Below are 19,541 nucleotides of genomic sequence, written 5' to 3'. Positions count from 1 at the left end.
AGTTGACCATTCACAGCATGTCGAATGCAAGCGCCTTGAAGGAATGACCTATGCGATCCGGGCTTCACCTCTTCCCGTGGGGAGAGGTGAAGCCGGATCGCCGACCGGGTCCAAATTCGTCATGCCTGGCCGGCGGCGAACTCCGGCTGCCAGTCGCGCAGTTTCCGCGCTGCACTGGTGACGTCGCCGATAGCTGCAAACGCCCCCGCCTCCACCATCATCGCCCGCGCCAGCCGTACGGCGCGGGCTTCGCTGATCGCCCGCGTGCGCAGGTCCGCGATCAGCTCGAAATCGATGTTGTGGGCGAGCCCGAAGATGCGGCGGATGATTTTTGCGGCTGCGAAGCCGACCGTGTCGGCGAACAGGCGCTGCATGTAGGCCTGCCGTTCGGCTTCCAGCCGTGCGGCGCCCTGCTCGCCGGCAAAGAGCGAGACGGGATAGGCATCGCCTTCGGCTCCGGCGCGCCAGAGGTCGAGGAATTTGCGGGCGAACTCGCGCCAGACCTGCTCGACCGTCTCCAGCACCCAGACTTCGAATGCGGCGCGCTCGCCCGGCGAGCGCTCGTGGCCGGCGGAGGCGAAATAGGCCATCAGGAGGTTGGCGAGCACGGCCCCGACGTCGAACCCCATCGGGCCGTAGAACGCGAATTCGGGGTCGATCACATGGGTCTCGCTCTCCGTCACCATGATCGAGCCGGTGTGGAGGTCGCCGTGAATCAGCGCCTCGGGGCTTGCCATGAACTTCAGCTTGAGGCGGGAGATCGCCACATGCAGCTCCATGTCATCGCGGAGGCTTGCCGCCAGGCCGTCGAGATACGGCGCGGTCCAGCGGTTCTGCTCGGCGATGCGGTAGGGATCGGTGAAGATCAGGTCCTCGGTGATCTTGCACAGCGCATGGTTGCCGGCGAAGGCCGCGATGCCCTGCTTCTTCTCGGCCGCGGAGAGCGCTAGGTCGGAGGTGAAGAACAAGGTCCTCGCCATGAAGGTGGTGATGTCGTCGACAAAGTGCGGATATTGCGTTGCCGCGACCAACCCCTTGCGCATGATGATGTGGGGCTCGAGCAGCTCCATCATCGTGAGCGCCAGTGCCTCGTTGTGATGCAGCAGCGCCGGCACGAGGCCCGGCGCGAGCTGGGCCTGCTTCGACAGCGCCAGGTATTCGTAATGAGCCCGCGACAGCGGCAGCGGCCAGCTCTCGCCAACGAGGCGGACATAGGGCAGCGCCTGCTTCACCGCGATGCCGCCGCAATTGCCCTTGACAATGAAGACGAGGTTGAGATTGCCGTCGCCGACCTCGGTGATCGCCCAGGATGGCGGCTCGCCGCCGAGCAGTGCCCTAAGCTCCGGCAGGCCTGCGAGATAATCCCGCAACGCCGCCTCATGCAGAATTCGGTAGTCCCCCGCCTGCGCCTCGACCATAACGATCCCATCCCATGTTTGGCGTGGCCGGATCGTTACTCCCGCTCCAGGAAGCTCGAGCCGATCTCGGCCTTTCTTTTGATCGGATCGTAATCACAATAGATGCTATCCGCCACCAGGGTGTAGCTGGCGCTGACGGTGTATTTGTCGAGCTTGACCGAGTTCAGGCCGATCACCGACGTGCTCTTGCCGCCGTTCCATTTGAACGGCGTCGAGCTCTTGGCCTGCTCGCAGGCCATCACGGCTTCGTTGAAGACGTAGCCCTCGACGAACGCCTTCAGGGTGCGCACCTGCACCGCCATCTTCCATTCGACATAGCCGATGGCACCGAGACCGGCGACGATCAGGACCAGAAGCGCAACAACGACCCGCTGAAAAGTCATTCGTCCCCCCAATAAAAAAGCACAAAATTCCAGGCGAGAGGAGCGCGCACGCCTCGTCCTTCGAGACGACCGCTTCGCGGTCTCCTCAGGATGAGGCTAACGGACATCGGCGCGCGTTGGAACTGCTACCGCGCACTCGGTCCTCATCCCTGAGGGCCCGCCAAAGGCCGGCGTCTCGAAGGATGGGCCGCACGGAAACCGCTCGCAAGACTGGGTAGTCCCGCTCAGTTGAGAGATAAGCTAAAACGGCATTCCCATCATCTTCGACAGGCGCTCGATCGACAGATAGCCGGCGTGATAGGCCATCATGCCTAGCCCATAGATGATCGCCGAGATGATCGTGGTCCAGATCAGCTTGCGTCCCATCCGCGTCAGGATTGGCGCGCCAGGATCGGTGCCAGGCGCACCGACGCCGTCCTCATGCTGGCTACGCACGCCGAACGGCAGCGTCAGGAACAGCGCGACCCACCAGATGACGAAGTAGATCGCGATGGCGGTCGATATCTGGATGGCCATGGGGCGGCCTTATGCCTGCTCGATCTCGACCAGCGCGCCGGAAAAATCCTTGGGGTGCAGGAACAGCACCGGCTTGCCGTGGGCGCCGATCTTGGGCACACCGTCGCCGAGCACGCGCGCACCCTCCTTCACCAAGGTGTCGCGCGAGGCGATGATGTCGACGACCTCGTAGCACACATGATGAATGCCGCCGTCGGCGTTGCGCTCGAGGAATTTGGCGATCGGCGAGGCCTCGCCATAGGGCTCGATGAACTCGATCTTGGTGTTAGGCAGCGTCACGAACACGGTAGTGACGCCATGCTCGGGCAGCGCGACGGCTTCCGAAATTTGCACCCCGAACGCCGCGCCATAGATCTTGGCCGCCTTGACAGCGTCCTTGGTCGCGATCGCCACATGGTTGAGCCGGCCCAGCATCTTCCCCTCCTCAAACTGTCAGCACGTGTACCAGACAGGGGGGCTTTTTGCCCCAATGTTCGTTGATCACGGCCCGGACAGCGCGTCGTACCGATTCAGCCAGCGCGTCCGGATCGCGGCGGCGCGGCCGCGGCAGGCTCTCGATGGTAGAGACCACGGCGTCGAAGACGATGTCATCGAAGGCCTCACCCCCCCTGTTCTTCTCGGGGATTCCGACCAGATCGATCTCGGGATCATCGGCGAGCTCGCCCTGCTCCGTCATGGCGACAGCAACGAAGGCGCAACCGGAAAAGGCCATGCGCCGCCGCTCGACCACCGCGCGGGACTTGGAGTCCTCCAAAATCGTGCCGTCCTTGTAGAGACGGCCCGACGGCACCTCGCCGATGATGCCGGGATCGCCGGGACCGAGCTTGACGAGGTCGCCGTTGCGGCAGACCAGCACGCGCGGCACGCCGGCGGCGCGCGCGAGCTTTGCGTGCTCGTGCAGGTGCAGGGCCTCGCCATGGACGGGGATCAGGAGCTGCGGCTTCACCCAGGAGATCAGGTCGCGCAACTCGTCGCGGCGGGGATGGCCGGAGACATGGACCAGATGCTCGCGGTCGGTGATGATCTCGACGCCCTGGAGCACCAGATTGTTGATGATCGAGCCGACCGCTTTCTCGTTGCCGGGAATGGTGCGCGAGGAGAAGATGACGCTGTCGCCGCGGTTGAGCGTGATCTCGGGATGATCGTCATTGGCGATGCGCGCTAGCGCCGCGCGCGGCTCACCCTGACTGCCGGTGCACAGCGCCAGCACCTTGTCCTGCGGAAGATGGCCGTAAATGTCGGGTGAGCGGAAATTCTGCACGCCGTCGAGATAACCGGTCTCGCGCGCGACCTGCACCACGCGCTCCATGGCGCGGCCGACCACGACAACCTCGCGGTCGGCGGCTTTCGCAGCCTCAGCCACGGCCTTGATGCGGGCGACGTTGGAGGCGAACGTCGTCACCGCTACGCGGCCCTTGGCGGCCTTGACCAGATCGATAATGGTTCTGGCGACCTCGGCCTCCGACGGCGAGCGGCCGTCGCGCACGGCGTTGGTGGAATCGCCGATCAGGGCGAGCACGCCCTCCTCGCCCAGCTCGCGCAGGCGCTTCTCGTCGGTCGGGGCCCCCAGCGTCGGGGTCGGGTCGATCTTCCAGTCGCCGGTGTGCAGCACGATGCCGACCTCGGTGTGGATCGCCAGCGCGTGCGCTTCCGGAATCGAGTGCGCCATCGGGATGAACTCGACGTTGAACGGGCCGACATCGACGCGGCCCCCCGACGGGACCACCGTCACCGGAATGTTCGGAGCACCGCGCTCGGCGGCGCATTTGGCCTCGAACAACGCCGCGCTGAACTTGGTTGCGTAGATCGGGCATTGCAGCTTCGGCCAGAGATCGATGATGGCGCCGAAATGATCCTCATGGGCGTGGGTCAGCACCAGACCCATCAGATTCTTGCGTTCCTTCTCCAGGAAAGAGATGTCCGGCATGATCAGGTCGATGCCCGGCAGGTGCTCCTCGTCGCCGAAGGAGACGCCGAGATCGACCGCGAGCCAGGCGCGCTGGTGGCGGTTGCCGAGGCCGTAGACCGACAGGTTCATGCCGATCTCGCCGACACCGCCGAGTGGCGCAAACACGAGTTCGTCGGGCCTCGCCATCACGCAGCTCCCACGGAGGCGGCCGGGCCGAAGAACACCTCGCCCGCTGCGACCGGCACCCGCCGCCCCTCCGCGGTGCGGACGATCAGGCAGCCGGTGTCATCGATGGTGTCAAAAATGCCTTCCAGCGTCGTCGCTCCTGTGTGGATTGCGACCTTCTCGCCGAGACCGGCTGCGCGTTGCAGCCAGAGCCTGCGGATCTCGGCAAAGCCGCGGCCATTGTCCCAGATCCCGCGGAACTCGACCCAGGCGTCGGACAGGGCGGCAAACAACTCCTCCGCGCTGATCTGGACACCGAGCGCGGCCAGCGACACCGCCGGCGTCGGCGTGCCCTCGGGCGCGGCGACGACATTGGTTCCGATGCCGACGACCACAGCAAGGCGATCGCCAATGGCCTCGGCCTCGAGCGCAATGCCGACCAGCTTCTTGCCGCCGGCAAGCACGTCGTTCGGCCATTTCAGGGCATAGCGGGGACGACCCTCGCCGAGGCGGAGCGCCGCCTCCAGGCTGACCTTCTCGAGCGCCGTCTCCTCCGCGAGCCCGGCGGCAAAGCCGAGCGTCGCGGCGACGGCAGGGGCGACGTCCATGACTTCGAGGATGCTGGCAGCGAGATTGCCCCGAGGCGCGATCCAGGCGCGCTGGCGCCGGCCGCGGCCGGCGGTCTGCTCGGACGTGACGAACCACATCGGGCCGCGTTCGCCGGCGCGGGCGTGCTCGATCGCGTCGGTATTGGTCGAGCCGGTCCGTTCGAAGGCCGCGAGCTTGTAGCCCGCCGATTGTGCACGAGGACCGAGCGCGAACCCCATTCTAGAACAGCGACTTTGCCGCGGCGGAGGCGACGCTCACGACGGGCCCCGCGAACAGCGCAAACAGCAGGTTGAACAAGCCCGCGACCGCCAGCACCGTCCGCACCTCGATCCTAACAGGATCGACCTGGCCGGCCGGCTCGTCAAAGTACATCGTTTTGACGATGGCGAGATAGTAGTAGGCGCCGACGACGCTGGTCAGCACGCCGATGACAGCGAGCGTGAACAGGTTCGCCTTGATGGCAGCGACGAAGACGTACCATTTCGCGAAGAAGCCGGCGAGCGGCGGGATGCCGGCGAGCGAGAACAGCAGCATCGCGAACATGAAGGCGAGCAGCGGATTGGTCCGCGATAGACCTGCGAAATCGCTGATCTGCTCCACGGCCTGGCCGTTGCGCCGCATGGCAAGGATGATCGAGAACGAGCCGAGCGTCATCGCGACATAGATCACGATGTACATCAACACGCCTTGCGCACCTTCGACCGTGCCGGAGGCGAGGCCGACCAGCGCGAAGCCCATGTGGCCGATCGAAGAGTACGCCATCAGGCGCTTGATGTTGCTCTGGCCGATCGCGGCGAAGGAGCCGAGCGCCATCGAGGCGATCGCCACGAACACCAGGATCTGCTGCCACTGCGAGACGATGCCGGGGAATGCGGTTAGCGTGACGCGGGTGAAGACCGCAAGCGCGGCCACCTTCGGCGCCGAGGCGAAGAAGGCGGTAACCGGCGTCGGCGCGCCTTCATATACGTCCGGCGTCCACATGTGGAACGGCACGGCGGAGACCTTGAAGCAGAGGCCGGCGAGCAGGAAGACCAGGCCAAAGACGAGGCCGACATTCGAGACCGTCGCTGCCGATGCGATGCCGGTGAAGCTGACCGTGCCGGTGAAGCCATAGACCAGCGAGGCGCCGTAGAGCAGCATGCCCGAGGACAGCGCGCCGAGCACAAAATACTTCAGGCCGGCTTCGGTCGACTTGGCATTGTCGCGGTTCGAGGCCGCCACGACATAGAGCGCCAGCGACATCAATTCGAGGCCGAGATAGAGCGAGATCAGATCGCCGGCCGAGATCAGCACCATCATGCCGAGCGTCGAGAGCAGCACCAGGATCGAATATTCGAAGATCCGCCGCGACGGATCGGACAGGAACTCGGTCGAGAGCACCAGTGTCACCGCCGAGCCGATCAAGGCCAGGATCTTCATGAAGCGGGCGAAATCGTCGACGATGAAGCTGCCGCCGAAAGTGACCTGCTTGCCCGCGGGCTGCATGTAGACGAGCGCGCCGACTACGATGAGCAGCACCACCGCCAGCGAGGTGACGGTCTTGGTCGTCCCCTGCCCGCGATAGGCTCCCAGCATCAGGAGCGCCATCGCGCCGACCGCGAGCACGAGCTCGGGCAGCACCGGCGCCAATTGATATCCTGCAGTCTCAAAGCTCATGGCGATATCCTGACCTGCCCGATCACTGGAGCAGTGCGGCGGCCTTCACGGCCGTCACAGCGGTGTTGTAGTTGTTGACGAGTTGCTGGACCGAGGCGGCCGACATGTCGAGCACCGGCTTCGGATAGACACCGAACAGGATCGTCAGCGCAATCAGCGGGAACAGCGTCACGCATTCACGCAAGGTGAGATCTTTCATGCTCATCAGCGACGGCTTGACCAGCGCCCCGAACACGACCTTGCGGTAGAGCCACAGCGCGTAACCTGCCGACAGGATCACGCCGAAGGTGGCGAAGAACGCGGTCGGGATCGAGACCTTGAAGGTGCCGAGCAGCGTCATGAACTCGCCGACGAAGCCGCTCGTCCCGGGCAGACCGACATTGGCCATGGTGAAGACCATGAAGGTCATCGCGTAGAGCGGCATCCGGTTGACGAGGCCGCCATAGGCCGCGATCTCGCGGGTGTGCAGGCGGTCGTAGACGACACCGACGCAGAGGAACAGCGCACCGGAGACGATGCCGTGCGAGATCATCTGGAACATGCCGCCGGCGACGCCCTGCATGGTGCCGGCGAAGATGCCCATTGTGACGAAGCCCATATGCGCCACGGACGAGTACGCGATCAGCTTCTTCATGTCCTCCTGCATCAACGCCACCAGCGAGGTGTAGATGATGGCGATGGCCGAGAGCGTGAAGATCAGCGGCGCGAAGTCATGCGAGGCCAGCGGGAACATCGGCAGCGAGAAGCGCAGGAAGCCGTAGCCGCCCATCTTCAAGAGGATCGCGGCAAGGACGACCGAGCCCGCGGTCGGCGCCTCGACGTGCGCGTCGGGCAGCCAGGTGTGCACCGGCCACATCGGCATCTTCACCGCGAACGAGGCGAAGAAGGCCAGCCACGCCCAGGTCTGCAAGGAGCGCGGCACGGCGGTGTGCATCAGGGTCGGGATATCGGTGGTGCCGCCGTTCCAATACAGCGCCATGATGGCGAGCAGCATCAAGACCGAGCCGAGCAGCGTGTAGAGGAAGAACTTAAATGACGCATAGACCCGGCGCGGACCGCCCCAGACGCCGATGATCAGGAACATCGGGATCAGGCCGCCTTCAAAGAACAGGTAGAACAGCACGAGATCGAGCGCCGAGAAGGTGCCGATCATCAGCGTTTCCAGGATCAGGAACGCCATCATGTATTCGCGGACGCGGTTCGTAACCGCCTTCCAGCTCGCAATGATGCAGAACGGCATGATCGCGGTGGTCAGGATCACGAGCGGCAGCGAAATGCCGTCGACGCCCATGTGGTAGGTGATGCCGGTGGCGAGCCAGTTCGCCTTCTCGACGAACTGGAAGTCGGGGTTTGCGGGATCGAAGCGCATGACCAGGATCACCGACACCGCAAAGGTGATCAGCGTGGTCCAGAGCGCAATCCAGCGCGAGTTGCGCTTGGCCGCCTCGTCATCGCCGCGGCTGAGATAGACGATCAGCGCTCCGACCAGCGGCAGGAACGTCGTGACCGAAAGGATGGGCCAGGTTGTCATTTACTGGCCTCCAAAGCCGAACATGAACCAGGTGATCAGGCTGGCGGCGCCGATCAGCATGGCGAATGCGTAGTGATAGAGATAGCCGGTCTGGATCTTCACGACGTTGCGAGTGACGTCCAGGACCCGCGCCGAGATGCCGTCGGGACCGAGTCCGTCGATGATGAAGCCATCGCCCTTCTTCCAGAGCTGATAACCAATCCACTTCGCCGGACGGACAAAGATGATGTCGTAGAGCTCGTCGAAGTACCATTTGTTGAGCAGGAACTGGTACAGCATCGGCTGCGTCTTCGCGAGCTCGACCGGCAGATAGGGCGCGCGGATATAGAACAGGTACGACACCAGGAAGCCCAGCACCATCATCACCGTCGGCAGGAAGGCGATGGTCTCGGGGATGTGGTGCATCTCCTCGATGATGTGCGGGTTCATCTTCACGGATTCGCGGAAGAACTCCTCGATGCCGTGGCCGGCGAACAGCTCCTTGAACGGCAAGCCGGCGACGAATGAGCCGACCGCGAGCACGCCGATCGGGATCAGCATCCAGATCGGAGCCTCATGCGCGGCCTCGTAATGATGCTCGTCATGCGGTTCGCCGTGGAAGGTCTTGAAGATCAGGCGCCAGGAGTAGAACGAGGTCAGGCCCGCGGCAGCGACCGTCATCAGGAAGCCGTAGACGCCGAACGGGTTGTGCGCGGCGTAGGCGGACTCGATGATCGCATCCTTGGAGAAGTAGCCGGCGGTGAGTGGGAAGCCGGTCAGGGCCAGCGTGCCGACCACCATCACCGCGTAGGTGTAAGGGATCTTGCGCCAGAGGCCGCCCATGTTGCGGATGTCCTGCTCGTGGTGCATCGCGTAGATCACCGAGCCGGAACCCAAGAACAGCAGCGCCTTGAAGAAGGCGTGGGTGAACAGGTGGAACATGCCGACCGAATAGGCGCCGGCTCCCATCGCCACGAACATGTAGCCGAGCTGCGAACAGGTCGAATAGGCGACGATGCGCTTGATGTCGTTCTGGACGAGGCCGATGGTCGCCGCGAAGAACGCGGTGGTGGCGCCGAAGAACATCACGACGGCCTGAGCGTTCGGGGCGAGCTCGAACAGCGGCGACAGCCGCGCCACCATGAACACGCCCGCAGTGACCATGGTCGCGGCGTGAATGAGCGCGGAGACCGGCGTCGGACCCTCCATCGCGTCCGGCAACCAGGTGTGCAGCAGGAACTGCGCCGACTTGCCCATCGCGCCCATGAAGAGCAGCAGGCAGGTCAGGGTCAGCGCGTCGGCGTGCCAGCCGAGGAAGTCGATGGTCTTGCCGGTCAGGCCGGGTGCGGCATGGAAGATGGTCTCGAAGTCGGTCGAGCCGACCAGCATGAAGATCGCGAAGATGCCGAGCGCGAAGCCGAAATCGCCGACGCGGTTGACCACGAAGGCCTTGATCGCCGCCGCATTCGCTGACGGCTTCTGGTACCAGAATCCGATCAGGAGATAGCTGGCCAGACCCACGCCTTCCCAGCCGAAGAACAGCTGCACGAGGTTGTCCGCGGTCACCAGCATCAGCATCGCGAAGGTGAACAGCGAGAGATAGCCGAAGAAGCGCGGCCGGTTCGGGTCCTCGTCCATGTAGCCGATGGAATAGAGGTGCACGAGCGAGGACACGGTGGTCACCACCACCAGCATCACGGCCGTCAGCGTGTCGACCCGCAGCGTCCACCAGACCTGGAGGTCGCCGGAGAAGATCCAGGGCAGCAGCTGGATGCGCGCGTCGTGGTGCATGAAACCGACATCGACCAGCGTCATCCAGGACAAGGCCGCCGACACAAACAAGAGCGCGGTCGTGATCAGCTCGGCGCCGCGCGAGCCCGCGGCCGGCGGCTCAGTCGGGCCGTGGCCATGATCGTCATGTCCGTCGCCGGGCTCGTGATGGGTTTCGTGGATGACGGACGCATCCTCGTTGATCGTATCGGACGCATGGGCGTGCGCGCCGTGGCCGTGGTCCCCGTGATGCTCGACCTCGTCACCCGAGGGGTTGCGGGCGTGCGCGCCCACGAGCGCGATCAGGCCAGCCAGAATGGCGCCCAGCAGAGGCAGGAAAACGATTGCCTGAACCATTTGAGAGCTCAGCCCTTCATCAGATTGACGTCCTCAACCGCGATCGAGCCGCGGTTGCGGAAATAGACCACCAGGATGGCGAGACCGATCGCGGCTTCGGCGGCGGCGACGGTCAGCACCAAAAGCGCGAAGACCTGGCCGACGATGTCGCCGAGGAAGGTCGAGAACGCCACGAGGTTGATGTTGACCGAGAGCAGGATCAGCTCGATCGACATCAGGATGACGATGATGTTCTTGCGGTTCAGGAAGATGCCGAGGATGCCGAGCGTGAACAGGATCGCGCCGACCGCCAGATAGTGTCCGAGCCCGATCGTCATTTCACCCACTCCGCCGCGTCGGCATCCGAAAGCCCCTGCCCCGGCGCCACCTTGCGCATCGCCATCGCCATTTCCGGCGTGCGCGCGTTCTGAACGTTGATGTCCTGCCGCTTCACGCTCGCCTTGTGACGCAGCGTCAGCACGATGGCGCCGATCATGGCGACCAGCAGCACCATGCCCGAGAGCTGGAAGTAGTGGATGTACTTCGTATAGAGCACGAGACCGAGCGCCTCGGTGTTGCTGACATTGGCCGGGATCGCCGCCGTGATCGTCTTGCTGACGCTCGGATTGATGACCCAGAAGCCGACGGTGAGCAGCAGCTCGAACAGGAAGATGCCGCCGACCACGAGGCCGACAGGCAAGTACTCGATGAAGCCCTCGCGCAGCTCGAGGAAGTCGACGTCGAGCATCATGATCACGAACAGGAACAGCACCGCGACGGCGCCGACATAGACGACGATCAGGATCATCGCCAGGAATTCGGCACCCATCAGCACGAACAGACCGGAGGCGTTGACGAAGGCCAGGATCAGGTACAGCACGGAGTGCACGGGATTGCGCGACACAATCACCATCACCGCCGACGCGACGCAGACGCTGGCGAACAGATAGAAGAACAGCGCGGGAAGGATCATACTCTCATCTCACCGGTACGGCGCGTCGAGCTCGATCGCTTTCGCGATCTCGCGTTCCCAGCGGTCGCCATTGGCGAGCAGCTTGGCCTTGTCATAGAACAGCTCCTCGCGGGTCTCGGTCGCGAACTCAAAGTTCGGACCTTCGACGATGGCGTCGACCGGACAGGCCTCCTGGCAGAGGCCACAATAGATGCACTTCACCATGTCGATGTCGTAGCGCACGGTGCGGCGGGTGCCGTCGTTGCGGCGCGGGCCGGCCTCGATGGTGATGGCCTGCGCCGGGCAGACCGCTTCGCACAGCTTGCAGGCGATGCAGCGTTCTTCGCCGTTCGGATAGCGGCGCAGCGCATGCTCGCCGCGGAAGCGCGGCGAGATCGGGCCCTTCTCGAACGGGTAGTTCAGCGTCGGCTTCGGCTGGAAGAAATAGCGCATGGCGAGGAAGAACGCCGAGACGAATTCCGACAGCAGAAGCGAGCGTGCAGTGGCGTTGACGTTGATACCCATGACGGCCCTCACTTCGGCGCGATGCCGGCGAAATGCAGCACGCCGGCCACCACGATCACCATCGCCAGCGAGATCGGCAGGAACACCTTCCAGCCGAGACGCATCAGTTGATCGTAGCGGTAGCGCGGCACGATCGCCTTGGCCATCGCGAACAGGAAGAACATGAAGAATAGTTTCAGGGAGAACCAGATGATCCCCGGCACCCAGTTGAAGGGCGGCAGGTCGACCGGCGGCAGCCAGCCTCCGAGGAACAGGATCGTCGCCATCGCGCACATCGTGACGATCGCGACATACTCGCCGAGCATGAACAAGAGGTACGGCGTCGAGCCGTATTCGACCATGAAGCCCGCGACGAGCTCGGATTCGGCTTCGACGAGGTCGAAGGGCGGACGGTTGGTTTCTGCCAGCGCCGAGACGTAGAACACCACGAACATCGGGAACAGCGGCCAGACGTACCAGTTCAGGATGGTGAGCTGCGGCAGCCCGATCAGGCTGGCAAGGCCGCGCGCATGCTGAGCCTCGACCACGGCCGACAGGTTCAGCGTGCCGGCGCAGAGCAGCACCGTGATGATGACGAAGCCGATCGAGACCTCGTACGACACCATCTGCGCCGCCGAGCGCAGCGCGGCCAGGAACGGGTATTTCGAGTTCGACGACCAGCCGGCCATAATGATGCCGTAGATCGACAGCGACGAGATCGCGAAGATGAAAAGGATGCCGACATTGATGTCGGAGATCACCCAGCCGAGATTGGTCGGGATCACGGCCCAGGCGGCGAGCGCGAGCACGCAGGAGACCAGCGGTGCCAGCAGGAATACGCCCTTGTTGGCGCCGGCAGGGATGATCGGCTCCTTCAGCACGAACTTGAGCAAGTCCGCGAAGGACTGGAGCAGGCCCCAGGGTCCGACCACGTTCGGGCCGCGCCGGATCTGCACCGCCGCCCAGATCTTGCGGTCGGCGAGCAGGATATAGGCGATCGCGACCAAGAGGACAACAAGCACCAGCACGCTCTCGGCGACCATGATGATCAATGGCCAGAGGAAACCGGTCCAGAATGCGCTTTCGAAGAATTCCATCAGATCACGCTCACTCCGCTGCGGTCAGCATGTGCCCGGAGGCGAGGCGCGAACATTCTGCCATCACGGCGGACGCACGCGCGATTGGGTTGGTCAGGTAGAAGTCCTCGACCAGCGGCTTGAACGGCGCCTTCTCGGGCGAGCCGCCCTTCCCCGCCAGCTTCTTGATCTGGTCGGCGGAACCGGCCTCGATCTGGTCGAGACGGATCAGATGCGGCACGGCCTTGAAGATAGCCTGGCGAAGCTGCGCGAGCGAGTCATAGCCGAGCTTCTTGCCGAGCGCTTCCGACAGCGCACGAATGATCGCCCAGTCCTCGCGAGCTTCGCCCGGCGGGAACGCGGCGCGGCCAGTCATCTGCACCCGACCTTCGGTGTTGACATAGATCGCCGACTTCTCGGTGTAGGCGGCGGCCGGCAGGATGACGTCGGCGCGATGCGCGCCGCGGTCGCCATGGGTGCCGATATAGACGACGAAGGTGCCGTCCGGCGCCTTGATCTCGTCTGCGCCGAGCAGGAATAGCAGGTCAAGCGTTCCGAACGTGGTCATCTGCGCCGCGTTGAGCCCGCCCGCCGTGGCGGAGAAGCCGATGTCGAGCGCACCGACGCGCGAGGCGGTCTCGTGCAGCACGCCAAAGCCGTTCCAGCCGTCCTTCACCGCGCCGACGTCGAGCGCGAGCTTGGCGCTCGCGGCGAGAATGGCGGCGCCGTCGTGACGCGAGGCCGCGCCCGCGCCGACCAGGATGATCGGCGTCTTGGCGTCCTTCAGCACCTCCATGAAGGAGTGCTTGCCGGCCGCCAGATCACTGAGCGTCTCGGTGCCCGCGCCGAGATGGTCGTAGTGATAGGTCAGGTCAGCCTTGGGGCCGATCAGGCCGACCTTGAAGCCGCCGGCGCGCCAGCGCTTGCGGATGCGGGCGTTGAACACCACCGCCTCTTTCCGAGGATTGGCGCCGATGATGAGCAGCGCGTCGGCCTGCTCCACGCCTGCCAGCGTCGGGTTGAAGATGTAGGCGCCGCGGCCGAGCGCGGGATCGAAGGCGTCGCCGCCCTGCACCGCCAGATTGGTCGAGCCATACTTGGCGAGCAGATCCTTTAGCGCGAACATCTCCTCGACGCCGGCGAGGTCGCCGGCGATCGCGCCGATGCGCTTGCCGTCGGTGCGCGCCGCCTTGGCGGCGATGGCGGCGAAGGCCTCGGGCCAGCTCGCCGCGCGCAGCTTGCCGGCTTCGCGGATATAGGGCCGGTCGAGGCGCTGGGTGCGCAAACCGTCGACGACGTGGCGCGTCTTGTCGGAGATCCACTCCTCGTTCACGGCCTCGTTGATGCGCGGCAGGATACGCATCACCTCGCGGCCGCGGGTGTCGACGCGGATCGCCGATCCCAGGCCGTCCATCACGTCAATCGACTGGGTCTTGCCGAGCTCCCAGGGACGCGCCGCAAACGCATAAGGCTTGGAAGTCAGCGCGCCGACCGGGCAGATGTCGACGAGATTGCCCTGCAATTCCGACGTCAGCGCATGCTCGAGATAGGTCGTGATCTCCATGTCCTCGCCGCGCCCGGTCGCGCCCATCTCAGGGGCGCCGGCCACTTCCGCCGAGAAGCGGACGCAGCGCGTGCACTGGATGCAGCGGTTCATCGAGGTCTTGACCAGCGCGCCGAGATATTTGTCCTCGACCGCGCGCTTGTTCTCGGCAAAGCGGCTGGTGTCGACACCATAGCCCATCGCCTGGTCCTGGAGGTCGCACTCGCCGCCCTGGTCGCAGATCGGGCAATCCAGCGGATGGTTGATGAGAAGGAATTCCATCACGCCTTCGCGCGCCTTCTTCACCATCGGCGAACGCGTCGAAATCTCCGGCGGCTCGCCCTTGGGGCCCGGACGGCAGTCGCGCACGCCCCAGGCGCAGCTCGCGACCGGCTTCGGGCCGCCCTTCACTTCGACGAGGCACATCCGGCAATTGCCGGCGATCGACAGCCGCTCGTGATAGCAGAAGCGCGGAATCTCGGCGCCCGCGGCCTCACACGCCTGAAGCAGCGTATATTCGGCGGGGACATCGATCTCTTTGCCGTCGATGATGAGCTTGGTCATACCTTAAGTCTTTCTCAGTGCGGCTGATCGACCAGATCGAGACGCCGCTCGATACGGTCCAGCCGTTCTTCAACGCGATCGATCCGTGGGTCGATGCCCGCAATGGCGATCTCGACCTGCGCCAGCCTCAAATCAATGTGGCCCATTCTCTCTTCAACGTTGGTGACGCGGGTCTTCAGATCGCTCACATCCGCGGACACGCGATCGAGCTTTTCGTCGATCCGACGAAGATAAACGAGCACGATGTTGTCCGGCTGGTCGGTCATCGCCCTACTCCGCCGCGACCATGTGCACGGGATCGCGGACGCCGATATCGTCGACATCGGCCTTGTGGGAATACTGGTCGATGCGCGCTTCGATCTCGTGACGGAAATGCGCGATAAGGCCCTGGATCGGCCAGGCCGCCGCATCGCCGAGCGCGCAGATGGTGTGGCCCTCGACCTGCTTCGTCACCTCCAGCAGCATGTCGATCTCGCGCTTATGCGCACGGCCCTCGGCCATGCGGGTCAGCACGCGCCACATCCACCCCGTGCCCTCGCGGCACGGCGTGCACTGGCCACAGCTCTCATGCTTGTAGAAATAGGAGATGCGAGCGATCGCACGGATCAAATCGGTCGACTTGTCCATCACGATCACGGCCGCGGTGCCGAGGCCCGAGCGCAGCTTGCTCAAGCTGTCGAAATCCATCGGCGTGTCGATGATCTGCTCGGCCGGCACCATGCGCACCGACGAGCCGCCGGGGATCACGGCCTTGAGATTGTCCCAGCCGCCGCGGATGCCGCCGCAATGCTTGTCGATCAGCTCACGGAACGGAATGCCCATGGCCTCTTCGACGTTGCAGGGCCGCTCGACATGGCCGGAGATGCAGAAGAGTTTGGTGCCGACATTGTTCGGACGGCCGATGCCGGCGAACCAGGCCGCGCCACGGCGCAGAATGTCCGGCGCGACGGCGATCGACTCGACGTTGTTGACGGTGGTCGGGCAGCCGAACAGACCGACATTGGCCGGGAACGGCGGCTTCAGCCGTGGCTGGCCCTTCTTGCCCTCGAGGCTTTCGAGCAGCGCGGTCTCCTCGCCGCAGATATAGGCCCCGGCGCCGTGCGCGACATAGATGTCGAACGGCCAGCCGTTGACATTGTCCTTGCCGACCAGCTTGGCCTCATAGGCCTGGTCGATCGCGGCCTGGAGACGTTCGCGCTCGCGGATGAACTCGCCGCGGACGTAGATGTAGCAGGCATGCGCATTCATCGCGAAGCTTGCGATCAGGCAGCCCTCGACCAACAGGTGCGGATCATGCCGCATGATCTCGCGGTCCTTGCAGGTGCCGGGCTCGGATTCGTCGGCATTGACGACGAGATAGCTCGGCCGGCCGTCGGTCGATTCCTTCGGCATGAACGACCATTTCAGGCCGGTGGGAAAGCCGGCGCCGCCGCGGCCGCGGAGCCCCGAGGCCTTCATCTCGTTGATGATCCAGTCGCGGCCCTTATCGACGATGGCCTTGGTGCCATCCCAGGCGCCGCGGCGCCGCGCGCCCTCGAGCCCCCAATCGTGGAGGCCGTAGAGGTTCTTGAAGATGCGGTCCTTGTCCTCGAGCATTTCAGTGCTTTCCGATCAACGATTGGACTGCTTGTAGGCAAGTCCGGCGGCGCAGACGCCAAACGTCAGCGCCCAGAGCAGGCTGGATTCCAGCGATGCGTTCAGGCTGAAACGCTGCAGCAGGAAGATGAACACGGCCGCCACGGCGGCGTGCATGGCGATGAAGCCCCACTTCTTCACGGCACCGCTCCCCTGCACTGAACGCGACGAGAGATCACGCATCAGGTGACCTCCTTCAGCGTGGTCGGCCCGGTGATCGGCGCCGAGAACTGGCGGCCGTTCTGCGGACCCGGCTTGGGCGGATTGCCCGAAGCAAAACCGTCGAGCACCTTGCCGAAGCTCTCCTTGGTCAGGTCCTCATAGGTGTCCTTACCGATCAGCACCATCGGCGCGTTCACGCAGGCCCCCAGGCACTCCACCTCTTCCCAGCTGAAATTGCCGTCCTTGGACAGATGGAAGGGCTCGTGATGGATGCGGTGCTCGCACACATGGATTAGATCCTCGGCACCGCGCAGGCGGCACGGCGTGGTGCCGCAAACCTGGACGTGGGCCTTCTTGCCGACCGGCGCGAGCTGGAACATCGTGTAGAAGGTCGCGACTTCCAGCACGCGGATATAGGGCATGTCGAGCATGTCGGCGATCACGCGGATTGCGGCTTCCGAGACCCAGCCCTCGTTCTGCTCCTGCGCGCGCCAGAGGATGGCGATGACAGCGGAGGCCTGGCGTCCGGCCGGATATTTCGCGATCTGCTGCCTGGCGAATGCGAGGTTCTCCGCCGTGAACGCAAAGCTCGCGGGCTGGACTTCCTTCGGTGCTAATCGGCGAACGGACATGGCTTCAATCTCTCATTGCATGCGGCGCGCGGTCTTGGCATTCGGGTTCTTGGCGTTCAGGTTCTTGGCATTCAGGGCTTCGATCCTGTCCTGCCAGAATGCGCTCGCGGTGCCGAAAACGTTGTAGCCGACGTGGGTCGAGACCTTGATGCGGTCGAGGATCGACAGCTCGGTCACGGTCTCCATCCGGTTGCTGCGCGGATCGAACACGATCAGCTTCAGCGGGGTCTGTTCGAGGATGTAGCGCGACACGGCATGGGAGCGGTCGCTGCCGTGCTCCTCGCACATGATGACGCTGTCGGCCTGGAGCAGCCGGGCCCCGCCCTTGATCGCCTCGATCTCGACGCCCTCGACGTCGAGCTTGATCAGGTACTTGCCAGCGGCGGCAACCTTGCCATCGTCGATCAGGTCGTCGAGCGCGATGACAGGCACCTCCTCGCCGCCCGCGGAGGGATTGCCGGCGATGCTGAAGGCCTCGTGCTTGGTGCCGGATAGCCGCGCGGTGCCGCGGGCTGCGCCGATCGCGCACTTCATCGTCTCGAAGCGGTTGCCGTTGACGCGGGCGTTGTTGGCGAGCTTCGGATAGTTCTGGCCCGACGGCTCGATCGCGATCGCCTTGTGCGAACCGAACGGCCTGCTCGACACCAGCACCGACCAGTAGCCGTAATTGGCGCCGCAATCGAGCAGCGTGTAGTCGACGTCGACGGAGTCGGAAAACAACAGCTCGAGCTCGTCCTCGTAATTGTAGGAGCGGTTGAGCAGCTTGCTCCAATAACCGTCGCCGTAAGGAAATTCGAATACCGCGTCGGGATTGAGCCTGATCGCGATGTTGCGCTCGGGCAGCGTCTTCCGCAGCAGGTTCGCGCAGGCGATGTAGCCCATATGCGAAAAGTGCGACGAGATCTTCGATCCTGTAACTAGCGCCAAGGCAGCCGTCCGCTCCCACAGGTTGGCCCCTTCAAGGGCCCCCGAGGCACGGTCAAACTGAATTGGCGCCTGCGCCATCACCGATCGACCTCTCCGAACACGATGTCGAGGGAGCCGAGGATGGCCGAGACGTCGGCGAGCAGATGGCCGCGGCAGATGTGGTCCATGGCCTGGAGATGGGCAAAGCCCGGCGCGCGGATCTTGCACTTGTAGGGCTTGTTGGTGCCGTCGGAGACGAGATAGACGCCGAACTCGCCCTTCGGCGCCTCGACCGCAGCATAGACTTCGCCGGCCGGCACGTGGACGCCTTCGGTGTAGAGCTTGAAGTGGTGGATCAGCGCTTCCATCGAGCGCTTCATCTCGCCGCGGCGCGGCGGCGCGACCTTGTTGTCGGCGACGACGATGGGCCCCTTGCCATCGGGCGCGTTCAGCTTCTGGATGCACTGCTTCATGATGCGCACGGACTGGCGCATCTCTTCCATGCGGATCAGGTAGCGATCGTAGCAGTCGCCGTTCTTGCCGATTGGAATGTCGAAATCCATCTCGGCGTAGCATTCATAGGGCTGCGACTTGCGCAGGTCCCAGGCTGCACCCGAGCCGCGCACCATCACGCCCGAAAAGCCCCACTCCCAGGCTTCCTTGAGCGGCACGACGCCGATGTCGACGTTGCGCTGCTTGAAGATGCGGTTGGCGGTGAGCAGGCGATCGAGGTCGTCCACCACTTTCAGGAACGGATCGCACCAGGCCTCGATGTCGTCGACCAGCTTCTGCGGCAGGTCCTGGTGCACGCCGCCGACGCGGAAATAGGCGGCATGCATGCGGCTGCCCGAAGCGCGCTCGTAGAACACCATCAGCTTCTCGCGCTCTTCGAAACCCCACAGCGGCGGGGTCAGCGCGCCGACATCCATGGCCTGCGTGGTGACGTTGAGCAGATGCGACAGGATGCGGCCGATCTCGCAATAGAGCACGCGGATCAGCTGGCCGCGGCGCGGCACCTCGATGCCGAGCAGCTTTTCGGCAGCGAGGCAGAACGCGTGCTCCTGGTTCATCGGCGCGACGTAGTCGAGCCGGTCAAAATAAGGGATCGCCTGCAGGTAGGTCTTCTGCTCGATCAGCTTCTCGGTGCCGCGGTGAAGAAGGCCGATATGGGGATCGACGCGTTCGACAACTTCGCCGTCCAATTCGAGCACAAGACGCAACACGCCATGGGCCGCGGGATGCTGCGGTCCAAAATTGATGGTGAAGTTGCGGAGATTTTGCGGTTGCTCGTTCAT

Annotated in this window: 20 protein-coding genes; all 20 read right to left on the bottom strand. The window is 64.2% G+C overall.

The window, feature by feature from the left end:
* Positions 1-119: 119 nt before the first annotated feature.
* The 20 genes from mtnK to IVA92_RS22295 all read right to left on the bottom strand — a co-directional run bounded on the left by mtnK (position 120) and on the right by IVA92_RS22295 (position 19,541).
* On the bottom strand, positions 120-1,418 hold the full coding sequence (gene mtnK, locus IVA92_RS22390; protein WP_247277175.1) for an S-methyl-5-thioribose kinase: 1,299 nt from the start codon (positions 1,416-1,418) through the stop codon (positions 120-122).
* A gap of 35 nt (positions 1,419-1,453) precedes the next feature.
* Positions 1,454-1,801, bottom strand: a complete 348-nt coding sequence (locus IVA92_RS22385; protein WP_247277174.1) for a hypothetical protein — start codon at positions 1,799-1,801, stop codon at positions 1,454-1,456.
* 240 nt (positions 1,802-2,041) lie between these two features.
* Positions 2,042-2,317 (bottom strand): DUF1467 family protein, encoded by a 276-nt coding sequence (locus tag IVA92_RS22380; RefSeq protein WP_247277173.1) that lies wholly within the window; start codon positions 2,315-2,317, stop codon positions 2,042-2,044.
* 9 nt (positions 2,318-2,326) lie between these two features.
* Positions 2,327-2,731, bottom strand: coding sequence for a methylmalonyl-CoA epimerase (gene mce, locus IVA92_RS22375; RefSeq protein WP_247277172.1), 405 nt, complete (start codon positions 2,729-2,731; stop codon positions 2,327-2,329).
* 10 nt (positions 2,732-2,741) lie between these two features.
* Entirely contained in the window at positions 2,742-4,412 is a 1,671-nt protein-coding gene (locus IVA92_RS22370) for a ribonuclease J (RefSeq protein ID WP_247277171.1), read from the bottom strand.
* Positions 4,412-5,218, bottom strand: coding sequence for a biotin--[acetyl-CoA-carboxylase] ligase (locus IVA92_RS22365; protein ID WP_247277170.1), 807 nt, complete (start codon positions 5,216-5,218; stop codon positions 4,412-4,414). The genes IVA92_RS22370 and IVA92_RS22365 overlap by 1 nt, the downstream gene beginning before the upstream one ends.
* A 1-nt stretch (position 5,219) precedes the next feature.
* The gene (gene nuoN, locus IVA92_RS22360) at positions 5,220-6,656 is read right to left on the bottom strand and encodes an NADH-quinone oxidoreductase subunit NuoN (RefSeq protein WP_247277169.1); all 1,437 of its coding nucleotides are present in this window, start codon (positions 6,654-6,656) and stop codon (positions 5,220-5,222) included.
* A gap of 22 nt (positions 6,657-6,678) precedes the next feature.
* The gene (locus tag IVA92_RS22355) at positions 6,679-8,187 is read right to left on the bottom strand and encodes an NADH-quinone oxidoreductase subunit M (protein ID WP_247277168.1); all 1,509 of its coding nucleotides are present in this window, start codon (positions 8,185-8,187) and stop codon (positions 6,679-6,681) included.
* Positions 8,188-10,293, bottom strand: a complete 2,106-nt coding sequence (gene nuoL / locus IVA92_RS22350; RefSeq protein ID WP_247277167.1) for an NADH-quinone oxidoreductase subunit L — start codon at positions 10,291-10,293, stop codon at positions 8,188-8,190.
* Positions 10,294-10,301: 8 nt separating this feature from the next.
* The gene (gene nuoK / locus IVA92_RS22345; RefSeq protein WP_008547737.1) at positions 10,302-10,610 is read right to left on the bottom strand and encodes an NADH-quinone oxidoreductase subunit NuoK; all 309 of its coding nucleotides are present in this window, start codon (positions 10,608-10,610) and stop codon (positions 10,302-10,304) included.
* Positions 10,607-11,245, bottom strand: coding sequence for an NADH-quinone oxidoreductase subunit J (locus IVA92_RS22340; protein WP_247277166.1), 639 nt, complete (start codon positions 11,243-11,245; stop codon positions 10,607-10,609). The genes nuoK and IVA92_RS22340 overlap by 4 nt, the downstream gene beginning before the upstream one ends.
* Before the next feature lie 9 nt (positions 11,246-11,254).
* The gene (nuoI, locus tag IVA92_RS22335) at positions 11,255-11,743 is read right to left on the bottom strand and encodes an NADH-quinone oxidoreductase subunit NuoI (protein ID WP_026202312.1); all 489 of its coding nucleotides are present in this window, start codon (positions 11,741-11,743) and stop codon (positions 11,255-11,257) included.
* 14 nt (positions 11,744-11,757) lie between these two features.
* Positions 11,758-12,825, bottom strand: coding sequence for an NADH-quinone oxidoreductase subunit NuoH (gene nuoH / locus IVA92_RS22330; protein ID WP_247277165.1), 1,068 nt, complete (start codon positions 12,823-12,825; stop codon positions 11,758-11,760).
* Positions 12,826-12,835: 10 nt separating this feature from the next.
* Positions 12,836-14,911, bottom strand: coding sequence for an NADH-quinone oxidoreductase subunit NuoG (gene nuoG, locus IVA92_RS22325; RefSeq protein ID WP_247277164.1), 2,076 nt, complete (start codon positions 14,909-14,911; stop codon positions 12,836-12,838).
* 14 nt (positions 14,912-14,925) lie between these two features.
* The gene (locus IVA92_RS22320; protein ID WP_247277163.1) at positions 14,926-15,177 is read right to left on the bottom strand and encodes a hypothetical protein; all 252 of its coding nucleotides are present in this window, start codon (positions 15,175-15,177) and stop codon (positions 14,926-14,928) included.
* 4 nt (positions 15,178-15,181) lie between these two features.
* Positions 15,182-16,507 (bottom strand): NADH-quinone oxidoreductase subunit NuoF, encoded by a 1,326-nt coding sequence (gene nuoF, locus IVA92_RS22315; RefSeq protein WP_247277162.1) that lies wholly within the window; start codon positions 16,505-16,507, stop codon positions 15,182-15,184.
* Positions 16,508-16,522: 15 nt separating this feature from the next.
* Entirely contained in the window at positions 16,523-16,729 is a 207-nt protein-coding gene (locus tag IVA92_RS22310) for a hypothetical protein (protein ID WP_247277161.1), read from the bottom strand.
* A complete protein-coding gene (gene nuoE, locus IVA92_RS22305; protein WP_247277160.1) occupies positions 16,729-17,340 on the bottom strand; it encodes an NADH-quinone oxidoreductase subunit NuoE in 612 nt (203 codons plus the stop codon). Before nuoE ends, IVA92_RS22310 begins: the two co-directional genes overlap by 1 nt.
* 12 nt (positions 17,341-17,352) lie before the next feature.
* Complete coding sequence (locus tag IVA92_RS22300; protein WP_247277159.1) at positions 17,353-18,345, bottom strand: FkbM family methyltransferase; 993 nt, start codon at positions 18,343-18,345, stop codon at positions 17,353-17,355.
* On the bottom strand, positions 18,345-19,541 hold the full coding sequence (locus tag IVA92_RS22295) for an NADH-quinone oxidoreductase subunit D (protein WP_247277158.1): 1,197 nt from the start codon (positions 19,539-19,541) through the stop codon (positions 18,345-18,347). Before IVA92_RS22295 ends, IVA92_RS22300 begins: the two co-directional genes overlap by 1 nt.

It is taken from the genome of Bradyrhizobium sp. 154 (genome assembly GCF_023073875.1).
In the GTDB taxonomy this organism is placed as follows: Bacteria; Pseudomonadota; Alphaproteobacteria; order Rhizobiales; family Xanthobacteraceae; genus Bradyrhizobium.
The sequence above is the reverse complement of the archived record's forward strand: the minus strand, read 5'-3'. Positions and strand labels throughout refer to the sequence as shown.